The following is a 17,030-nucleotide window of genomic DNA, read 5'->3' as shown; positions in this document are numbered from 1 at the left end:
GTTGTGCCGTTTGACCACACTCCCCTGTTTTCTAGCGTGTCCTTCACAAGAGCAGACAGGGCGTCCCCTGGTGCTCACCGGGATTTCCAGCGAGATGAGAGGAGGTGGCCCATCAATGACCGGTACGGGATATCAGGCAGACGCAGCTGCGATGGCGCGCGCCGTCCAGGGGTTCGAGGAAACCGCGTCGAACGCCAAGACCACGATGGCCAGCTTGGAGAGCGAGCTGACCCAGACCCTGCACAACTACAAGGGTGACCAGGCGGTCGCGTTCTGGGACCTGCAGCGCCGTCTGCAGGAGAAGATGACCATCGCCGTGAACGAGCTCAACACGATGTCGCGCCTCGTCCACGAGAGCAACCGGAACTACAACTCGGGTGACGAGCAGGTCCGGGAAAGCCTCACCGGGGTCAGCGGAACCGTCGACCAGACCGTGATCCACCGGCTGAACCCCTGACCCGCGAGAGGACCACCCATCATGGCTGACGTCGTCGAAATCAACTTCGCCGCGCTGCAGCACAGCTCGGCCTCGCTGGCCGCCAAGGCCAAGGCGCTCACCTCACAGCTCGAACAGCTGCACACGAACCTGCAGCCGATCACCCAGACCTGGTACGCCTCCGGCAGCTCCGCCGGTGAGGCCGCTCGCGGGTCTGAGACCCGCCTGCGCCAGGCCACCGCGGACATCGTGGCGATCATCGCGCAGTTCGGTGGCAAGGTCGGCGACGCCCACGATCTCCAGCACAGCTTGGAGAACCGTAACCAGGGCCTGTTCGCCGGCTGAGTCCCCATCCGTCGGCCGGCCGGTGCTTTCACCCCCTCGGCACCGGCCGGCCGGCTTCGCGCGTAGTCGTCCCTTGATGACATGGCCGATCACGAGAGAGCCGGGATCAATGCAAGACCAGTCGTACTACGTCCATCTGGAATCACTGAAGGACTTCGTGCGGGAACTGGAGACCCAGATCCACGCGATGTCCAAGCCGAACGACTTCCTGCTGACCCTGAGCGAGCAGCCGCTGCTGTTCGGCGAATTCGGGGAGGCGGGTTCCCTCGACAAGGCGCACCAGGCCGCGGTCGCCGAGATGCAGGGCCTGCTGGACCAGGTCAAGGGCGCGATCACCTTCGCGCAGGACGTCACCACGACCGTCGCCGACGGCTACGCGGCGGCCGACGACTCCGTGGCAGGCGACATGAACCACTCCAGCCAGCAGACCGGGCTGCTCGATCCGCTGCTCAACGTCCTCGGCGGCGTGCTGGGCGGCAACAGCGGCTCCAACGGCGGGGGGAACAAGGGATGACCGACACCGCGCACACGAACTTCGCCGCCTACTCGCACCAGCAGCTCTACGCGATGCTGCAGGCGGGCGACCCCAACACGGCACGCCACGCGGCCCACAAATGGCAGTCCACCGGCACCGGGCTGTTCGAACAGGCCGAGAACCTGACCGGCGAGCTGAAGGACTTCTCCGGCAACTGGACCGGCGGCGCCGCCGACAAGTACCACACGATGATCTCCGACCTGGTCGGCGGAATCCGCAAGGTCGCCCAGACCGCGCACGCGATGAACAACCTCCTCGAGGACGCGGCGGACGCGCTGGTGAAGGCCAAGAAGGAGATGCCGCCGCCGGTCGCGGTGCCGGACGTCTCCCCCGCCGACGTCTCGCTCGCGGTCAACCCGCCGCTGCTGCCGCCGGATTCCTCGCAGGCGACGATCATCAACGCCGCCCAGCAGCGGCAGCTGGCGATCGCGAACGTCGAGGCGCAGCAGCAGGCAGCCGGTGCGGCCAGCGCGGCGCACAGCAAGGCGATCGTGGTGATGACCCAGCTCGCGGGCGAGTACACCACGACCGAGGAGTCCATTCCCGCCTCGCCGAACGCCGTCACCCCGCCGCCGGTCACCGGTGGCGGCACGGCCCCGGGCGGCGGCTCCGTCGGCAACAACATCGGCAACACCCCCGGCGTCGGCGTGACGCCGGGCGACAACACGCACCCGCTGCCTTCGGACGGCTCCACCCCGCCCACCACCGGGCAACCGGGCCAGGTCCCCCTATCGAACCCGTTGTTCGGCGACATGTTCACCGCCGGTCTCGCCGCGGCCTCGGCCGCCGCGTTCGGCCGGTTCGGCTCGATCATGCCGCGCGTGCCCGGATGGGCCGCCGGCAAGAACCCGAACGACGGCAAGGGCAAGAACGGTGAACCCGTCGGCGGTGGCGCCGGTGCCGGTGCCGGTGGCGCGACCGCGGGTGGCGCCGGTGGCGGTATCCCGATCGGCGGTGGCGGCGCGCCCTCGCTGGCTGGCGGTGCGATCGGTGGCGGCGGGCTCGCGGGCCCCGGTGAGGCACCGGCCGCGTTCTCCGGTCTGGCGGGCGACGGTGCGGCGGGCAGCGCGATGAGCGGGCTGGCAGGCGGAGCCGCCGGTGCCGCGGGCGCGGCGGCGGCCAAGGGCGCGATGCCGATGATGCCCATGATGCCCATGGGCATGGGCGCGGGCGGCGACATGGGCTCCGGCCGTCGTATCCCGCCGTGGCTCGTCGAGACCGAGAACGTCTGGGGCCAGTCGGCCCCGGTCGCTCCGGCCGTGCTCGGCGAAGAACCCGAACAGTACTGATTCCCTGAACAGGAGGCGGCTCGGTGATGGCATCCAGTGCGGGCGGTTACCGAGTCGCCCCCACCAGGCTCGAAGCGGCGGCGGCCGAACTCGAACAGCGCGCCGGCGTGCTCAAGACCGCGCAGACCGCGCTGGCGGGTGAGAACGTCCCCGCCACCGCTTTCGGCCAGGTTTCGGCTTCCAGCGCGGCTTCCGCGACCTACGCCAAGACGATCAAGGACGTCGCGGGCAAACTCGACGGCCAGCTCACCAAAGCGACCGTGATCCACCAGGGACTCACCGCGGCGGCGGGCGGCTACCGGCGCGCCGACGTCCAGGTCGCCGCCTCGTACCGGGCGCTGATGCCGGAGAACCCGTTGCCCAAGGCCGGGAATCCGGCGGGTATCGGCGGCGCGGCCGACACCGGGCAGTGGGCGACCGCCATCGCCGAGAACCGCACCAAGGTCTCCGACGCGCTGACGGCCGAACGCGACAGACTCGCGAACCTTCTGGCACACGGAGGAAGACCCGACGACATCGCGAACGCCCGTAACCGGATCGCGCTGTACGAGGACATCCTCGCCAGCGACCGGCAGATCCTGCGGTTCGACCCGCGCGGGCTCGGCCGCATCGCCGAACTGGTCGGCCGGATCGAACCGGGTACCCGCAACGTCGGCCTGTTCGTCCCCGGCGTGAACACCTCGTTCGACAATTTCCAGAGCTACTCAGACCTCGGCAAGAGCCTGGTCGCCGCGGACGCCACCGGGCGGACCGCGATGGTGGTCTGGGCCGACGGGGTCTTCCCCCAGAACGTCATCACCGAAGGACCGGCCGCGCACTACGCCCAGACGATGGCGCCCGAGCTCAAACGTTTCGGCGACGAGCTGCGTGGCCAGATCGACAGCCACGCCGGCCCTGGCGTCGTGGTCACCGCCGTCGGGCACAGCTACGGCGGGGCGACCGTGGGGCTCGCCGAACAACTCGGGCTCCGGGCCGACCAGGTGCTGCACGTGGAATCCGCGGGCATGGGGCACGGCGTCTGGGGCCCGGACGATCTCCCGGCCAGCCAGGCCGGTGTGCAGCGCTACTCCATGACGGCCCCCTTCGACCCGATCGTGGTCGCACAGGGCAACGCGGGCCTGATCGAAGGGCTCGGCGCCGGGCACGGAGCGGACCCCGACCGCTTCCCCGGCGTCGTCGAACTGGAAACCGGCCGCGGCGCGAACGGCGATCTGCAGTGGGGCATGGACTCCCACAGCGGGGTGCTCAAGCCCGGTTCGGATTCGTGGAACAACATCTACGGTGTGATCACGGGTGGACCGCTCACGCACGAGGGCTTCACCGGCGGCTCGCTGCGTGAGACGGCCGTCGAAGGCGTTGGCCGAGGACTGTGAGGAGTTGGTCATGATCACCAGGAACACCGAACTCGACCCGCTGGCCAAGGACCTGACCGCGGTCATCGACGGCGTCGCGGGCACCTTCGGCACCAGCGCGGAGCGCACCGTGGAAGGCGAGCTGGACTGCGACCCGACGCAGCCGGGACGGCTGATCTGCTGGCAGTACGGCCTCCGTGTGGACGACGCGTCCGACACGGTCCGCAAACTCGTCGACGTCGTCCTGCCCCTGCTGGAAAGCCAGGGCTGGCGGACGCGCGATCGCAGCAACCCGCGTGAGCTGATCGCGCAGTTCAGCCGCGACGGCGCCGACTTCAACGTGCACGTCTCCCGCGTCGGTGACGGCGTGGCCATCGTGGGCTCGACAGCCTGCGTATCCGTCCCCTGAAACCCCGGGGGTCGCGAAAGACCTCGTGAGCGGCAGTGGTGTCCCCCAGTACACCGCTGCCGCTCACGAGGCGCGAAAGCGTGAAGGCCGCCAGCCTCGGCGCTTGCCCCGCCGGACCGCGGCCACCACCACACCCGCCGCGATGGCGGCAGCGACTCCGACGATCGCGAGCACTCCCGAAACCTTGTCCGCTGCCGCGCGGGCCGGGGCGGCCGCGGGGACGACGAAGGTGTCCGGGCCGACGCTCGGCGGCCCTCCCGGACCAGGCGTACCGGCCGGGATCGCGGCGGAAACGGCGGCGTAGGCGTCGATCGCACCCCAGCCCCGCCGGGAATCGTGGCCTCCGCTCGGGCCTCGGTGCGCGGTCAGCGTCAGCCGGGCGACGACCTGGTCCGGCGACAACCCGGGGTGATACGCCCGCACGAGCGCGGCGACACCCGCCACCTGCGCGGCGGCCAGGCTCGGGTCGCTCACCGGCCACCGGTGCGCCACGGTCCCGCCCGCGCCCGCGGACGTGCTGACCAGTTCCGCGCCGGGAGCGGAAACCCCCACATAGGAACCGGATTCCGTCTGGACCGCTTCACCGGCCTGATTGGTCGAGCCGACCGCGAGCACGCCCGGTGTCGCGGTCGGGTAGGACGTCTGGCCCTGCTGTGTCCCCGCGGCGGGAGAGACGATCAGCGCGCCTTTCTCCCTGGCGCGCGAGACGGCGCCGGTCAGCGCGGGACCGTCGGAAGCGGCCGGGACGGCGATCAGGATGATCCCGGCGTCGCGGTTCAGCGCGGTCTCGATGGCGGACGCGAGCTGCGCGGGATCGCCGCCGCCGTTCACCTGGGTGTAGCGGATCGGGAGGATCCTGGCGCCGGGCGCGATCCCGGTGAACGTCGTGGACGGATCCGGTTGCGCGCCGACGATCCCGGCGGCGATCGTGCCCCGGCCGTCGCAGTCGTCTGCCGTGGTGCCCTGGCCGCCGACGAGCTGACCGGGGGCGAACTGGCCGTTTCCGCCGTCCACGCCGGTGCCGATCACCGCGACCAGCTGACCGGTGCCGCGGGAGAGCGGCCAGATCCGCGCGGGATCGATCAGCCGCTGTCCCCACGGGACGGCCGCGGTGTAGGTGCCCGTCGGATTCGCGCACTGCTCGGCGATCGCCGTCGCCGGGACGGGAGCGCCGAGTACGGCCATGAACGCGGCGCATCCCGCGACGGCACTTTTACCGGCAATGCCCACCATTCCTCCAGAATTCCCTTGTCACACAAGGAAATTCTAGTGCTCCAGGTCAGCGTAGGTCCATCCCGAGGTCGAGGGCGGGTGAGGAATGGGTGAGCGCGCCGACGGCGAGGAAGTCCACACCGGACTCCGCGTAGGCCCGCGCGAGGTCCAGCCGCAAACCACCCGAGGATTCCAGGCGGGTCTTCGGTGAGACCTCGTCGCGCCTGTCGACGGCCTTCGCGCACTCGGCGGGCGTGAAGTTGTCCAGCAGTACTTCGTCGGTTCCCGCGGTGAGTGCCTCCTCCAGCTGCGCCAGGTCGTCGACCTCGACCTCACAGTGCAGTTCGGGCGCGTGCTCGCGGGCCGCGGCGAGCGCCGCCGTCACCGAACCGGCGGCGACCACGTGGTTGTCCTTGATCAGCACCGCGTCGCCGAGGCCGAGCCGATGGTTCACCCCGCCACCCGCGCGGACGGCGTACTTCTCCAGCAGCCGCAACCCGGGCAGCGTCTTGCGGGAATCCCTTACCCGGCAGCCGGTTCCGTCCAGCGCGGCCACCCAGGCGGCGGTCGCGGTGGCGATTCCGGACAGATGGCACAGCAAGTTCAGCGCGGTGCGTTCGGCCGTGAGCAGGCCGCGCACCGGGCCGCGGACGACCAGGGCGGGCTCACCGGCGATCAGCCGGTCACCGTCGTCTCGAGCGGCCAGGATCTCCAGGTCCTCGCCGAGGACGAGGTCGAACACCGCGAGCGCCACCGGGATCCCGGCGACCACACCCGACGTCCTCGGCGTGAGTTCGGCCAGCGCGTTGGCGGACTCGGGCACGGTGGCGTTCGTCGTCGCGTCGGGCCCGTACCGCAGATCCTCGGTCAGTGCGGTCGTGACGACGCGATGCACGTCGGCGACGTCGAGGCCGTGATCGGCCAGTGCCTTGATGACCCAAGGGGAGAATTCGCTCATGCCACACCTTCCAAAGCGATCGGATCGGCCAGCACCGGCTGCCCCGACGGGCTGAGCCGGATGAGCTGACCGCGTTGCCAGGTGACGTCGTCCCGCGCGGGGAAATCGGTCCGTACGTGACAGCCACGGGACTCCGTCCGGCGTGCGGCCGCCGCGACCAAGGCCTCCGCCACCACCGTGAGCGCCGCGTCCTCGACGATCCGAGGTGTCCACAAAGGACTTTCGGTCACCGAAAGATCCAGCACCGAACCGACGACCGACAGCCCTTCGGCGTCCCGGCCGATCGCGGCGTAGCGGCTCATCGCCCGCTGCAGTGCGTCCCTGTCGGCCACCGCGACCTTCGCCGGAGGCGCGAGCACACCGCGACGCGGGTCGGCGAGCAGCCCGGCGGCGAGGTCGGCGGCGACCGCGTCGGCCACCCGCCGCCCGACGACCAGGCCTTCGAGCAAACTGTTGGAGGCCAGGCGATTCGCGCCGTGCAGGCCGGTCCTCGCGACCTCACCCGCCGCGTAGAGGCCGCGAACACCGGACCGTCCGTCCACGGTGGTCACCACGCCGCCGCAGGCGAAATGCGCCGCGGGCGTGATCGGGATCGGGTCCTTCGCCGGGTCGAGCCCGATCGTCACGCAGGCCGCGTACACGGTCGGGAATCGCCTCGCGAACCCGGCGATGCCGGTGGCGTCAAGGAAAACGTGATCGTCGATGCCGCCGGGCGCCTGCGTCATCCGGCGCGTGATCGCCGCCGACACGACGTCCCGGGGCGCCAGGTCGCCGAGCGGGTGCACGCCGCGCATGACCGAAGCGCCCGTCGCGTCGTGCAGGGTCGCGCCCTCGCCGCGGACCGCCTCGGTGACCAGCGGGCACCGGCCGCGGGCGCCGGGGGTGAACAGGACCGTCGGGTGGAACTGGACGAACTCGACATCCGCGAGCTGCGCCCCCGCGCGCAACGCGAGCGCGAGCCCGTCACCCGTGGCGATCTCCGGATTCGACGTCGCCTGGTAGAGCTGCCCCAGCCCACCGCTGGCCAGCAAGACCGCCGGCGCCCGGACGGCGCCGGGAACGCCGTTGTGGTCCAGGACGGTCAGCCCGGCGACCTCACCGGCGGGCGTACGGATCGCGTCGACGGCGATGTGGTGCTCCAGCACCGGGATCCGCCGGTCACCGGCCTTCGCGACCAGCGTCCGCTCGACCTCCACCCCGGTCGCGTCCCCACCGGCGTGGATGACACGGAACGCGCTGTGCCCGCCTTCCCGCGTACGCGCCAGTTCGTTTCCGCTTTCCACCGCCGGGTCGAAGCGGGCACCCTCGGCCCGCAGCCTGGCCACCGCCGCCGGGCCGCCGCCGATGATCGAGCGGACGGCGTCCTCGTCGCAGAGCCCGGCACCGGCGGTGAGTGTGTCCGCGGCGTGCTTGCCGACCGAGTCGCCCGGTTCGTGCTCACCCTCCAGCACGACGGCGACCCCGCCCTGTGCCCAGCGGGTGTTGCCGTCGGAGATCGCCGCCTTGGTGACCACCAGGACGTGCAGACCGAGTTCCCGGGCGCGCAGCGCGGCGGTGAGCCCGGCCACTCCGCTGCCGATCACCACGAGATCGGCGGCGGCCTCCCACGCGGGGCGGGTTTTCGCCTGGAGGGCACTAACCGGGTCGGTCATTCTCCGCCGCCAGGCTGCCCGATCTCGATCATGCGCTGCACGGAAGCACGGGCACGGGCGGCGGTCTCGATGTCGACGTGCACCTCGTCGGCACCCTCACGCAGCGACCGCAGCAGGGCGGCGGGCGTGATCATCTTCATGTACCGGCAGGACGCCCGGTCGTTCACCGCGCGGAAGTCGATCTCCGGCGCGGCCTTGCGCAACTGGTGGATCATCCCGATCTCGGTGGCCACGAGAACCGACTTCGCCGAGGTGGCGCGGGCGGCGTGGACCATGTCGCCGGTCGAGAGGATCTTGACCCGCTCGGGCGCGACGGCACCCTCGCCCGCGAGGTACAGCGCCGACGTCGCGCAGCCGCATTCCGGGTGGATGAACAGGTCCGCGTCCGGATTCTCCGCGGCCCGCTCAGCCAGTTCGGCACCGTTGATCCCGGCGTGCACGTGGCACTCCCCGGCCCAGATGTGCATGTTCTCCCGGCCGGTCACCCGCTTGACGTGCGCGCCGAGGAACTGATCCGGCAGGAACAGAACTTCCTGGTCAGCGGGGATCGAGGCGACCACGTCGACGGCGTTCGACGAGGTGCAGCAGATGTCGGTCTCCGCTTTGACCTCGGCCGTGGTGTTCACGTAGGACACGACGACCGCGCCGGGGTGCTCGGCCTTCCAGTCGCGGAGTTGGGCGCCGGTGATCGAGTCCGCGAGCGAGCAGCCGGCCCGCGCGTCCGGGATCAGGACCGTCTTCTCCGGCGCCAGGATCTTCGCCGTCTCGGCCATGAAGTGCACGCCGCAGAAGACGATGGTGGACGCGTCGCTGCTCGCCGCGATGCGGCTGAGCGCGAGGGAATCGCCGGTGAAATCGGCGATGTCCTGGATCTCGGGGACCTGGTAGTTGTGCGCGAGCAGGACGGCGTCGCGTTTGCGAGCGAGGCTTCGCACCTCCTCCGCCCAAGCCGCGTCGGCGACGACGCCACCGTAGGGAGTCAGGTCGTTCTCATACGTGATCGTCATCGTTCTGGGCCTCCGGACCGATTTGTCCACTGTCGGTTTTCGCCTTACAATCGAAAACCGTGCGAAGTCATCTTAACACCCAGACCCCCCTCGCCCACGAGGTTTTGGGAGCGGTACTGCAAGTGCGCTCGGACACACTCCGGGTCCTGCTGTGGCGGCGCGCGCTCGATCCACATCTGGGCCGCTGGTCCCTTCCCGGCGGCAGGCTGCGTCCGGATGAAGACGTCGAGGCGTCCATTCGGCGGCAGCTCGCGGAGAAGGTCGACGTACGCCAGTTGAAGCATGTGGAGCAGTTGGCCGTGTTCAGCGCGCCGGACCGGGTACCGGGTCCACGCGTCGTGGCGACGGCGTTCCTCGGCCTCGTACCGTCCGATGTGGACCCCGAGATCCCGGAAGACACCGAGTGGCACGACGTTTCCGAGTTGCCGCGGACGGCGTTCGACCACGAGTCCATCGTGCTGCGCGCGCGGGAACGGCTCCGGTCGAAGCTCTGCTACACGAATCTCGGGTTCGCGCTCGCCCCGGAAGAGTTCACCGTTTCGGCTTTACGGGGTCTCTACTCGGCTGCGCTGGGTTACCGGGTGTCCGCGACGAACCTGCAGCGTGTGCTCGCCCGGCGAGGGTTGCTCCTCCCCACCGGGCGCACCGCGCCGCCCGGGCGCAGCGGCGGGCGGCCCGCGGCCCTCTTCTCCTTCGCGGGCAAGGGGATGCAGATCACCGACCCGTTCGCGGTGTTCCGCCCGCCCGCCGGAAAGTGACCGTCCTGCGAAGTGCGTGCCGTGCCCGTACCTTGAACGGGTGACCGAGCCGAGCGATGAGTCCACCAGGAAGGCGATCTTGCCGCTGTTCCCGCTACAGACCGTGCTTCTGCCCGGGACACACCTTCCTCTGCACATTTTCGAACCGCGATACCGGCAACTGATGACCGACCTCGTCGGCGACGTCGTCCCGGACCGCGAGTTCGGGGTCATCGCACTGCGGACGGCGATGATCAGGGAGGTGAGCGGGCCCGAGCACGTCCACGAGGTCGGCTGCACCACGGTGCTGCGCGAGGCGAAACGGCTGCCTGACGGCAGATTCGACGTCGTCACCACCGCACGGCGCCGGTTCCGGCTGCTCGAGATCGACCGTGTTTCCGCGCCGTACCTGATCGGCTCGATCGAGTGGGTGCCCGACGTCCGCGTGGCCTCGGTACACGGCGAAACCGTCGCCAGGCTCGCCGACGTCGCGAAGGCCGCGCACCGGCGCTACTGCGAGTCCGCCTGGCATGCCGACGACTGGACCACACCACCCGATGACGGCGACATCGACGCACTCGCCTACCGCCTCACCGCGGACTGCCTGCTCCCCCTGGAAGACCGGCAGCGCCTGCTGGAGGAGACCAATCCGTTGCGGCGCCTGCGGATCGCGTGCCGTTTGCTGACGCGGGAGGCGGGGTTCCTGAACACCCTCGGCGCGGTGCCGATGCCGCCGGGGGAACTCGGCGAGTTCCCCCGCCCGTCGAACCTGAACTGAAACCCTCGTGAAGTGGTAAGGACAGTTAGAGCCGTCCCTACCACTTCACGAGATCCACTACTTGCCGGACTCTTTCGCTTCCTCGCCGGAACCGTTGCCGAACTTGTTCCACACCTTGCCCGCCGCCCCGGACACCGCCTCGCCGACGTCGCTGAACACCTTCGTCAGCGGGTCGGCCGAGCTGTTCCAGGAATCCTTGTAGGATTTCGCGGCCGACTTCAGATCGTCGGTCCAGGTGGAGGATGGCGCGTCGGCGTCGCGGCGCGGGTACTCGCCCGCCAGGATCGCCCGGTACTCCTCCGAAGCGGCCCACTTCTGCAGTTGCGCGGCGCGCACGACGGCAAGCGGATGCGACATCGTCTCGACGTAGCGCAGCTTCAAGTAGCTGTCACGGATGTCGTCGACCGACTCGTACTCCGCCGCCTGCTGCAGGAACGCCGGGATGTCGATCTTCGAGGGGTCGATGCCGCCCGCGACCAGGATCTGCGACCGCAGGGCCGCGGTCGGGTCCTGCGAGCACAGCAGACCGGCGCGGTCGCAGGACAGTTCGGCCTTGCGGTACCACTCGCGCAGCGCGGCGATGACGACGCGGATGCCGATCGCGCTCACCGGCGTCCACGACATCGACATCTGCAGGCCGATCAGGCGGATCATCATCGTGCGGTACACCGCGTGCCCGGACAGCACGTGCCCCATCTCGTGCCCGATCACGAACCGCAGCGACGCCAGGTCCATCGCCTCGACGGCCGCGGTGTTGAGCACGATGAACGGCTCGTCCATCCCGATCGTCTGCGCGTTGACCTCGGGACTGCGGGCGACGAACAGATTCGGCACGCGGTCGAGGTCGAGTGTCTCGGCGCATTCGTTGCGGATCTTGTCCAGTTCCGGGTACTGCTTCGGACCGACCCGGATCCCGGACGCGAGCGCCATGAGCCGCTCACCGCGTTCGGCGTAGAAGCCCGAGACCGCCTTCACGACCTGCGCGAACCCGGGAACCGCGCGCAGGGTGGCCAGCGCGCCGCGGTCGACGGGATGTTCGTAGGCGCGTGGGCTGATGCCCGGGAAACGGACGGCGTTGTGCCGGGAAACCTCGATGTCGTCAGTCAAGAAATGCCCCCTAGAGAAGTCCCCGTCCACCCTAGAGGAAAACGCTCAGCCGAGGCGGCGACCCAGATCTTCTCTGCCGTTCCACGCGGTGAGCAGCGTGTACGCCAGTGTGGTCATCAACGGCGCGGCGAGCATGATCCAGACCGACTCGATCTGCGGCGCCTTCGTGATGACGTCGCCGACGGCGGGCGCCGCGGCGATCTCGTAGCGGCCGTTGGCGAACGCGACACCCATCGTGGTGCCAAGCCAGCCCGCCAGGGTCGCGCCGCCGGTCGCGGCGATCAGCACGACCGGGCCGCGGCGCTCCCGCAGCATCCAGGTCACGATGCCGATCAGCAGCCCGGCGCCGAGCGCGAGGAATCCGTAGATGGCGAGGTCGTCGAAGCGGTGCCAGCTCTCCAGCTCCAGCGGCGTGAGACCACCGCGGTCGTTGACCACCCGCATGCGCTGCGGCGGCGCGAGCCGCGCCCAGAGCCAGGCCAGCGGGAAACCGAGCAGCCCGGCCGTGGACAGCACACTGATCGCCGGGAGCAGGTCGGCCTTGATCACGACCTTGGGATGCGGGCGGCGCGGCTTCGGCAGCACGGGCACCGACCAGGGGTCGGGCACACTGGAGGACAGGTGTGCCGGTTTGCCCGACGTCTCGCCCAACCCGGACTCCTCCCTCACGCAGCTTGTGCAGAGCGTAACCAATGACGCCCTCAGCGCACACAACCCTGGCACCGAGTCGCGCCCCCGGCCGCAATTCGTCCTCTACTTGCGGTAGATGCACGCGCAACTACCGCAACCAGAGGACGAAACGCGGGAAGGCTCAGCCGGCTACCGTGCCGTGACGGCTGCATCGGGCCGTCCAGCCGACCGGGGTGATCTGGACGACCATCCGCCGCGCGCAGAACGTGCAGTAGCGCGGCGGTTCGAGTGCCGTCCTGGGGTTGTGGCAAGCGGAATGTTCCGCGCCGCCGTCGGATGGCTGTCCACAATGGACACAGAACGCCGGTCGGTCAGAGGACGTCACTGATCGCCTTCACCGGCATCTTCAGCTCGTCGAGCATCTCCAGGTCCGCGGTGGCCGGGCGGCCGAGGTTGGTCAGGTAGTTGCCGACGATGATCGCGTTGATGCCGCCGAGCATGCCCTGCCTGGTGCCCAGATCGCCGAACGTCAGCTCCCGGCCACCGGAGAAGCGGAGCAGCGGGCGGGGCATCGCCAGCCGGAACGCGGCCACGGTGCGCAGCGCGTCCTTGCCTTCGACGACCTCGTATCCCTCGTACGGCGTCCCCGGCTGCGGGATGAGGAAGTTCATCGTGCACTCGTCCGGGTTCAGCTCGGCCAGCTGTGCGGCGAACTCGGCGCGCTGCTCGATGCTCTCCCCCATGCCGATGATGCCGCCGCAGCAGACCTCCATGCCCGCTTCGCGGATCATGCGCAGGGTCTCCCAGCGCTCTTCCCACGTGTGCGTGGTGACGACGTTCGCGAAGTGCGACCGCGCGGTCTCCAGGTTGTGGTTGTAGCGGTGCACGCCCATCTCGACGAGCTCGTCGACCTGCTCCTGGGTGAGCATGCCGAGCGAGCAGGCGATCTGGATGTCGTTGCCGTCCTCGCGGATGGCCTTGATCCCCTCGCGGACCTGCGAGAGCAGCCGCTTGTCGGGGCCGCGGACGGCGGCGACGATGCAGAACTCGGTCGCGCCGGTCTCGGCGGTCTGACGCGCGGCCTTGACCAGGCCGGGGATGTCCAGCCACGCCGAACGCACCGGCGTCGGGAACCGGCCGGACTGCGAGCAGAAGTGGCAGTCCTCCGGGCAGCCGCCGGTCTTGAGGCTGATGATGCCCTCGACCTCGACCTCGGGGCCGCACCAGCGCATCCGGACCTCGTGGGCCAGCGCCAGCAGGTCGGTCAGGTGATCGTCGTCGAGCCGCAGGACGTCGAGGATCTGCTCCTCGCCGAGTCCGACGCCACGCTCGAGGACCTGGTCACGCGCCACGGCGAGGATGTCGACGGTCTCCGGGGCTGTGGTCACGAGGCGGCTCCTGTTCGGGGTGGGGCATCAAAGCGAAGGCACATCATCGTGCACGACGGGACCGCTCGGCCACAGCGACGCAGATCACTTCTGGGCCGACGCGCGGCCGACGAAGCATTCCGGGTCGAACTCCCCGCCGAACCACGGCGAGAGACCCGCCCTGGCCAGCGCGGCGAACTCCTCGGGCTCGGCCGTGCCCAGCCCGGCGGGCAGCACGCCCAGTAGCGGGGCGCCGGCGGCGACCGGCAGGTCCTGCAGATTCGACACCGCCGCGAGGTCCGGGGCCTCCGGCCATGAGCCGATGATCACCCCGGCCACGGTGAGCCCGCGTCTGGTCGCGACCTCGGCGGTCAGTGCGGTCGCGTTGAGCGTGCCCAGCCCGGCCTCGGCCACGACGATGACCAGCGCGCCGAGCGACCACGCCACATCGGCCAGCGTGGCCCCTTCGGCGTCGAACCGGACCAGCAAGCCGCCCGCGCCCTCGATGAGGGTGAGGTCGTGCCCGCCGTTGAGCTCGCTCGCCGAAGCGGCGATCTCACTCGGGGAAAGCGTCGGCAGCCCGGAGAGCCTGGCGGCTGCCTCCGGCGACAGCGGATCCGGGTATCGCCGCAGTTCACGGGTAGTGACCGGACCGGCGAGCCGAAGGACGTCGGCGAGGTCGCCGGGCTCGTCCGGCCCCACTCCGGTCTGCGCCGGTTTCAGCACGGCGACGCGTTGGCCCTGCCCGGCGGCCAGTGCGGCGATGGCGGCGGTGGTGATCGTCTTGCCGACACCCGTACCGGTGCCGGTCATGACCAGCATGCTCACGTGGGTTGAATCTAGTCTGCGGGGCGAAACCCTTCCGTCGAGGGTGGGGGCGGGGCGGGGTCCGGGCTTGGTGGTCTCACTTCATCGGGCTGAAGGAGACCACTCCACCGGGGGCGAAAGCCGGGCTGCCGTCGTTGGTCAGGTAGACCTGAGCTGCCCCGACGTCGAAGTACATCCCGGTCAGGTGCAGTTCACCGCGTTCCTCCGCGTCGGCGATCAACGGGTAGTGACGCAGATGGTCCAGCTGCTGCAGCACGTTCTGCAACGCCAGCCGGTCGACCTCGGTGTCCGGGCGTTCGCCGTCGAGGGTCACCGAGATCCTGCGCTTGGCGCTCGGCTCGGCGTGCCGCAGCCAGGAGGTCAGCATCGGCGCGCCGTCGGGGGCGCCGGTGGCCAGCGCCTGCATGGCACCGCAGCCGGAGTGCCCACAGACCACGATCTCGCGCACCTTCAGCACGCCGACGGCGAACTCGACGGTGGCGCCCATCGACGGGTCGGCCTGCCGGGCGGGCACCAGGTTCCCGATGTTGCGGATGGTGAACAGGTCGCCGGGACCGCTCGTGGTGATCATGTTCGGCACGATCCGCGCGTCACCGCAGGTGATGAACAGGGTGTGCGGTGACTGGCCACCCGCCAGCTTGCTGAGCGCGGGCTGCATGAGCGCGGCCGTGCGCCGCTGGAACTCCGTCGCCCCGCGCAGCGTCGGCCCGCCACGCTGACCGGGCACCTCGACGTCCTTGGCCTGCCAGTCGGACCACGGCGCGAGGAACCTCGGCACCGAACGCACCGCGTCCGTCCTGGTCAGGGTGGGATCGCCGGATTTGCCGTTGGCGAACCACGGATGCCCGACCTCGTCGACGATCACCTCGCCGCCGGTGCGCTCGTGCCCCTGCTGCCAGTTCGAGAGGCTTTCGAAGGCGGCGTGGTCGAGGTAATCGACGATCAGCTCCAAAGTCACCTTCGCACCGTCGGGAACGGTCGCGAGCACCCGGCTGAGCCTCGGCACCGAAAGGAACGTCAGGACACCCTCCACGACGACGCGCCATTCGTCACCATCGCGTTCGGCGCGGATTCCGGACCACACCGTGCGCCGCAGCATCAGCAGCACCGACAGCGCGATGCCGAGCAGTACGCCCGTGAGCAGGTCGAAAACGACGACACCGGCGAGGGTCAGCAGGTACAGCCCCAGATCACCGTGCTTGAAGACCTGCTTCATGTGGCCGGGGTTCACCAGCTTCGCGCCGACGTGGACGAGCAGGCCAGCCAGCGCGGCGAGCGGGATGTTCTGGATCAGCCCGGCGAACGCCGCGACGAACACCAGGATCCAGACCCCGTGCAGGATCGCGGACGTGCGGGTGCGGGCACCCGCGGCGACGTTGGTCGAGCTGCGGACGATCACGCCGGTGACCGGGAGGCCGCCCAGCGCGCCGGAGGTCATGTTCGCGGCGCCCTGGCCGATCAGTTCGCGGTCGAGGTTCGACCGCGGCCCGGTGTGCATCTTGTCGACCGCGACGGCCGACAGCAGGCTTTCCACGCTGGCGATCAAGGCGATGGTGATGACCGCGAGGGCGAACGCGCCCCAGCCGCCGTCCGGGAGTTCGGGGGCGAAACGGATGACGAGCAGGTCACCGGGTAGTTCGACGCGGGGCAGGGTCATCCCGGTGGTCACGGACAGCACGGTCACCAGCGCGATGGCGGCCAACGGGCCCGGGGTCTTCCGGACAGACTTGGGCAGCCGCGGCCACAGCAGCAGGATGCCGATGGTGAGCACGCCGATCAGCGCGGCCGTGTCGTGATGGCCGATGACCTGCGATGGCAGTTCGGCGATGTTCTTGAGCGCGGAACTCTGCGCGGATCCGCCCAGTACGACGTGCAGCTGGCCGAGGACGATGGTGACGCCGATGCCGCCGAGCATGCCGTGCACGATGGCGGGCGAGATCGCGAGCGCCGCACGGGCGATGCGGCTCAGCCCGAGCAGGATCTGGAGCGCCCCCGCGGCGACGGTGATCGCGCAGGTCGTCTTCCAGCCGAAGGTCGCGATCGTTTCGGCCATGATCACCGTCAGGCCGGCGGCCGGGCCGCTGACCTGAAGCGGGGAGCCGCCGAGCGCGCCGGCGACCACACCTCCCACCACGGCCGCGATCAGCCCGCCGACGATCGGCGCTCCGGACGCGAGAGCGATCCCGAGCGAAAGTGGGACGGCGACGAGGAACACCACCAACGAGGCGGGCAGGTCGTGACGAAGCACGGTTAGTGGTCGGCTCATGATCACCATGCAACCGGTGAATTGTCCGATATGCACCACCTGATCGAGTGAACATTACCCATCAAGCGGGTGTCGTAGCCCACTTTTGCGTTCTTTCGTTGCCTGGAGATGTCACACGCGTT

The 17,030-nt window shown here is 69.9% G+C and carries 18 protein-coding genes; 8 read left to right on the top strand and 10 right to left on the bottom strand.

Annotated elements, in window-relative coordinates:
* Positions 1-115: 115 nt before the first annotated feature.
* The 6 genes from ACM6LU_RS13690 (at position 116) to ACM6LU_RS13665 (ending at position 4,366) form a co-directional block, all read left to right on the top strand.
* Entirely contained in the window at positions 116-457 is a 342-nt protein-coding gene (locus tag ACM6LU_RS13690; RefSeq protein ID WP_073848466.1) for a WXG100 family type VII secretion target, read from the top strand.
* A gap of 21 nt (positions 458-478) precedes the next feature.
* Positions 479-781 (top strand): hypothetical protein, encoded by a 303-nt coding sequence (locus tag ACM6LU_RS13685; RefSeq protein WP_364023878.1) that lies wholly within the window; start codon positions 479-481, stop codon positions 779-781.
* Between the two features lie 109 nt (positions 782-890).
* The gene (locus tag ACM6LU_RS13680) at positions 891-1,295 is read left to right on the top strand and encodes a hypothetical protein (protein WP_414938041.1); all 405 of its coding nucleotides are present in this window, start codon (positions 891-893) and stop codon (positions 1,293-1,295) included.
* Positions 1,292-2,605 carry a WXG100 family type VII secretion target gene (locus ACM6LU_RS13675; protein ID WP_414938040.1) on the top strand — a complete coding sequence of 438 codons (1,314 nt, stop codon included), beginning with the start codon at positions 1,292-1,294 and terminating at the stop codon, positions 2,603-2,605. The genes ACM6LU_RS13680 and ACM6LU_RS13675 overlap by 4 nt, the downstream gene beginning before the upstream one ends.
* Positions 2,606-2,631: 26 nt before the next feature.
* The gene (locus ACM6LU_RS13670; protein WP_414938039.1) at positions 2,632-3,978 is read left to right on the top strand and encodes an alpha/beta hydrolase; all 1,347 of its coding nucleotides are present in this window, start codon (positions 2,632-2,634) and stop codon (positions 3,976-3,978) included.
* A gap of 10 nt (positions 3,979-3,988) precedes the next feature.
* Complete coding sequence (locus ACM6LU_RS13665; RefSeq protein WP_414938038.1) at positions 3,989-4,366, top strand: hypothetical protein; 378 nt, start codon at positions 3,989-3,991, stop codon at positions 4,364-4,366.
* Positions 4,367-4,429: 63 nt separating this feature from the next.
* Here the strand turns inward: ACM6LU_RS13665 and ACM6LU_RS13660 are convergent, their stop codons facing one another.
* From ACM6LU_RS13660 to nadA, 4 genes are read right to left on the bottom strand one after another with little or no spacing between them, the layout of a single operon-like run.
* Positions 4,430-5,599, bottom strand: a complete 1,170-nt coding sequence (locus ACM6LU_RS13660; RefSeq protein ID WP_414938037.1) for a S8 family serine peptidase — start codon at positions 5,597-5,599, stop codon at positions 4,430-4,432.
* Between the two features lie 46 nt (positions 5,600-5,645).
* Entirely contained in the window at positions 5,646-6,536 is an 891-nt protein-coding gene (nadC, locus tag ACM6LU_RS13655; RefSeq protein ID WP_414938036.1) for a carboxylating nicotinate-nucleotide diphosphorylase, read from the bottom strand.
* On the bottom strand, positions 6,533-8,188 hold the full coding sequence (locus ACM6LU_RS13650) for an L-aspartate oxidase (protein WP_414938035.1): 1,656 nt from the start codon (positions 8,186-8,188) through the stop codon (positions 6,533-6,535). The genes nadC and ACM6LU_RS13650 overlap by 4 nt, the downstream gene beginning before the upstream one ends.
* A complete protein-coding gene (gene nadA, locus ACM6LU_RS13645) occupies positions 8,185-9,195 on the bottom strand; it encodes a quinolinate synthase NadA (RefSeq protein ID WP_414938034.1) in 1,011 nt (336 codons plus the stop codon). The genes ACM6LU_RS13650 and nadA overlap by 4 nt, the downstream gene beginning before the upstream one ends.
* Positions 9,196-9,317: 122 nt before the next feature.
* Here nadA and ACM6LU_RS13640 point away from each other — a divergent pair, with 122 nt between their 5' ends.
* Positions 9,318-9,953 (top strand): NUDIX hydrolase, encoded by a 636-nt coding sequence (locus ACM6LU_RS13640; protein WP_414938562.1) that lies wholly within the window; start codon positions 9,318-9,320, stop codon positions 9,951-9,953.
* A gap of 40 nt (positions 9,954-9,993) precedes the next feature.
* Positions 9,994-10,710 (top strand): LON peptidase substrate-binding domain-containing protein, encoded by a 717-nt coding sequence (locus ACM6LU_RS13635; protein WP_414938033.1) that lies wholly within the window; start codon positions 9,994-9,996, stop codon positions 10,708-10,710.
* A 57-nt stretch (positions 10,711-10,767) separates the two neighbouring features.
* Here ACM6LU_RS13635 and ACM6LU_RS13630 read toward each other — a convergent pair whose 3' ends face one another.
* From ACM6LU_RS13630 to ACM6LU_RS13605, 6 genes are all read right to left on the bottom strand, one after another.
* Positions 10,768-11,817 carry a M48 family metallopeptidase gene (locus ACM6LU_RS13630; protein WP_414938032.1) on the bottom strand — a complete coding sequence of 350 codons (1,050 nt, stop codon included), beginning with the start codon at positions 11,815-11,817 and terminating at the stop codon, positions 10,768-10,770.
* 45 nt (positions 11,818-11,862) lie between these two features.
* On the bottom strand, positions 11,863-12,468 hold the full coding sequence (locus tag ACM6LU_RS13625) for a DUF2567 domain-containing protein (RefSeq protein WP_414938031.1): 606 nt from the start codon (positions 12,466-12,468) through the stop codon (positions 11,863-11,865).
* Between the two features lie 160 nt (positions 12,469-12,628).
* Positions 12,629-12,832, bottom strand: coding sequence for a hypothetical protein (locus ACM6LU_RS13620; RefSeq protein WP_414938030.1), 204 nt, complete (start codon positions 12,830-12,832; stop codon positions 12,629-12,631).
* Positions 12,819-13,835 carry a biotin synthase BioB gene (bioB, locus tag ACM6LU_RS13615; protein WP_414938029.1) on the bottom strand — a complete coding sequence of 339 codons (1,017 nt, stop codon included), beginning with the start codon at positions 13,833-13,835 and terminating at the stop codon, positions 12,819-12,821. Before bioB ends, ACM6LU_RS13620 begins: the two co-directional genes overlap by 14 nt.
* Before the next feature lie 84 nt (positions 13,836-13,919).
* On the bottom strand, positions 13,920-14,636 hold the full coding sequence (gene bioD / locus ACM6LU_RS13610) for a dethiobiotin synthase (protein ID WP_414938561.1): 717 nt from the start codon (positions 14,634-14,636) through the stop codon (positions 13,920-13,922).
* Between the two features lie 82 nt (positions 14,637-14,718).
* Positions 14,719-16,917, bottom strand: a complete 2,199-nt coding sequence (locus ACM6LU_RS13605; protein ID WP_414938560.1) for a SulP family inorganic anion transporter — start codon at positions 16,915-16,917, stop codon at positions 14,719-14,721.
* Between the last annotated feature and the right edge of the window lie 113 nt (positions 16,918-17,030).

The organism is Amycolatopsis sp. cmx-11-51 (assembly GCF_047608665.1).
Lineage (GTDB): Bacteria > Actinomycetota > Actinomycetes > Mycobacteriales > Pseudonocardiaceae > Amycolatopsis.
This window is presented reverse-complemented; position numbering and strand designations above follow the sequence as displayed.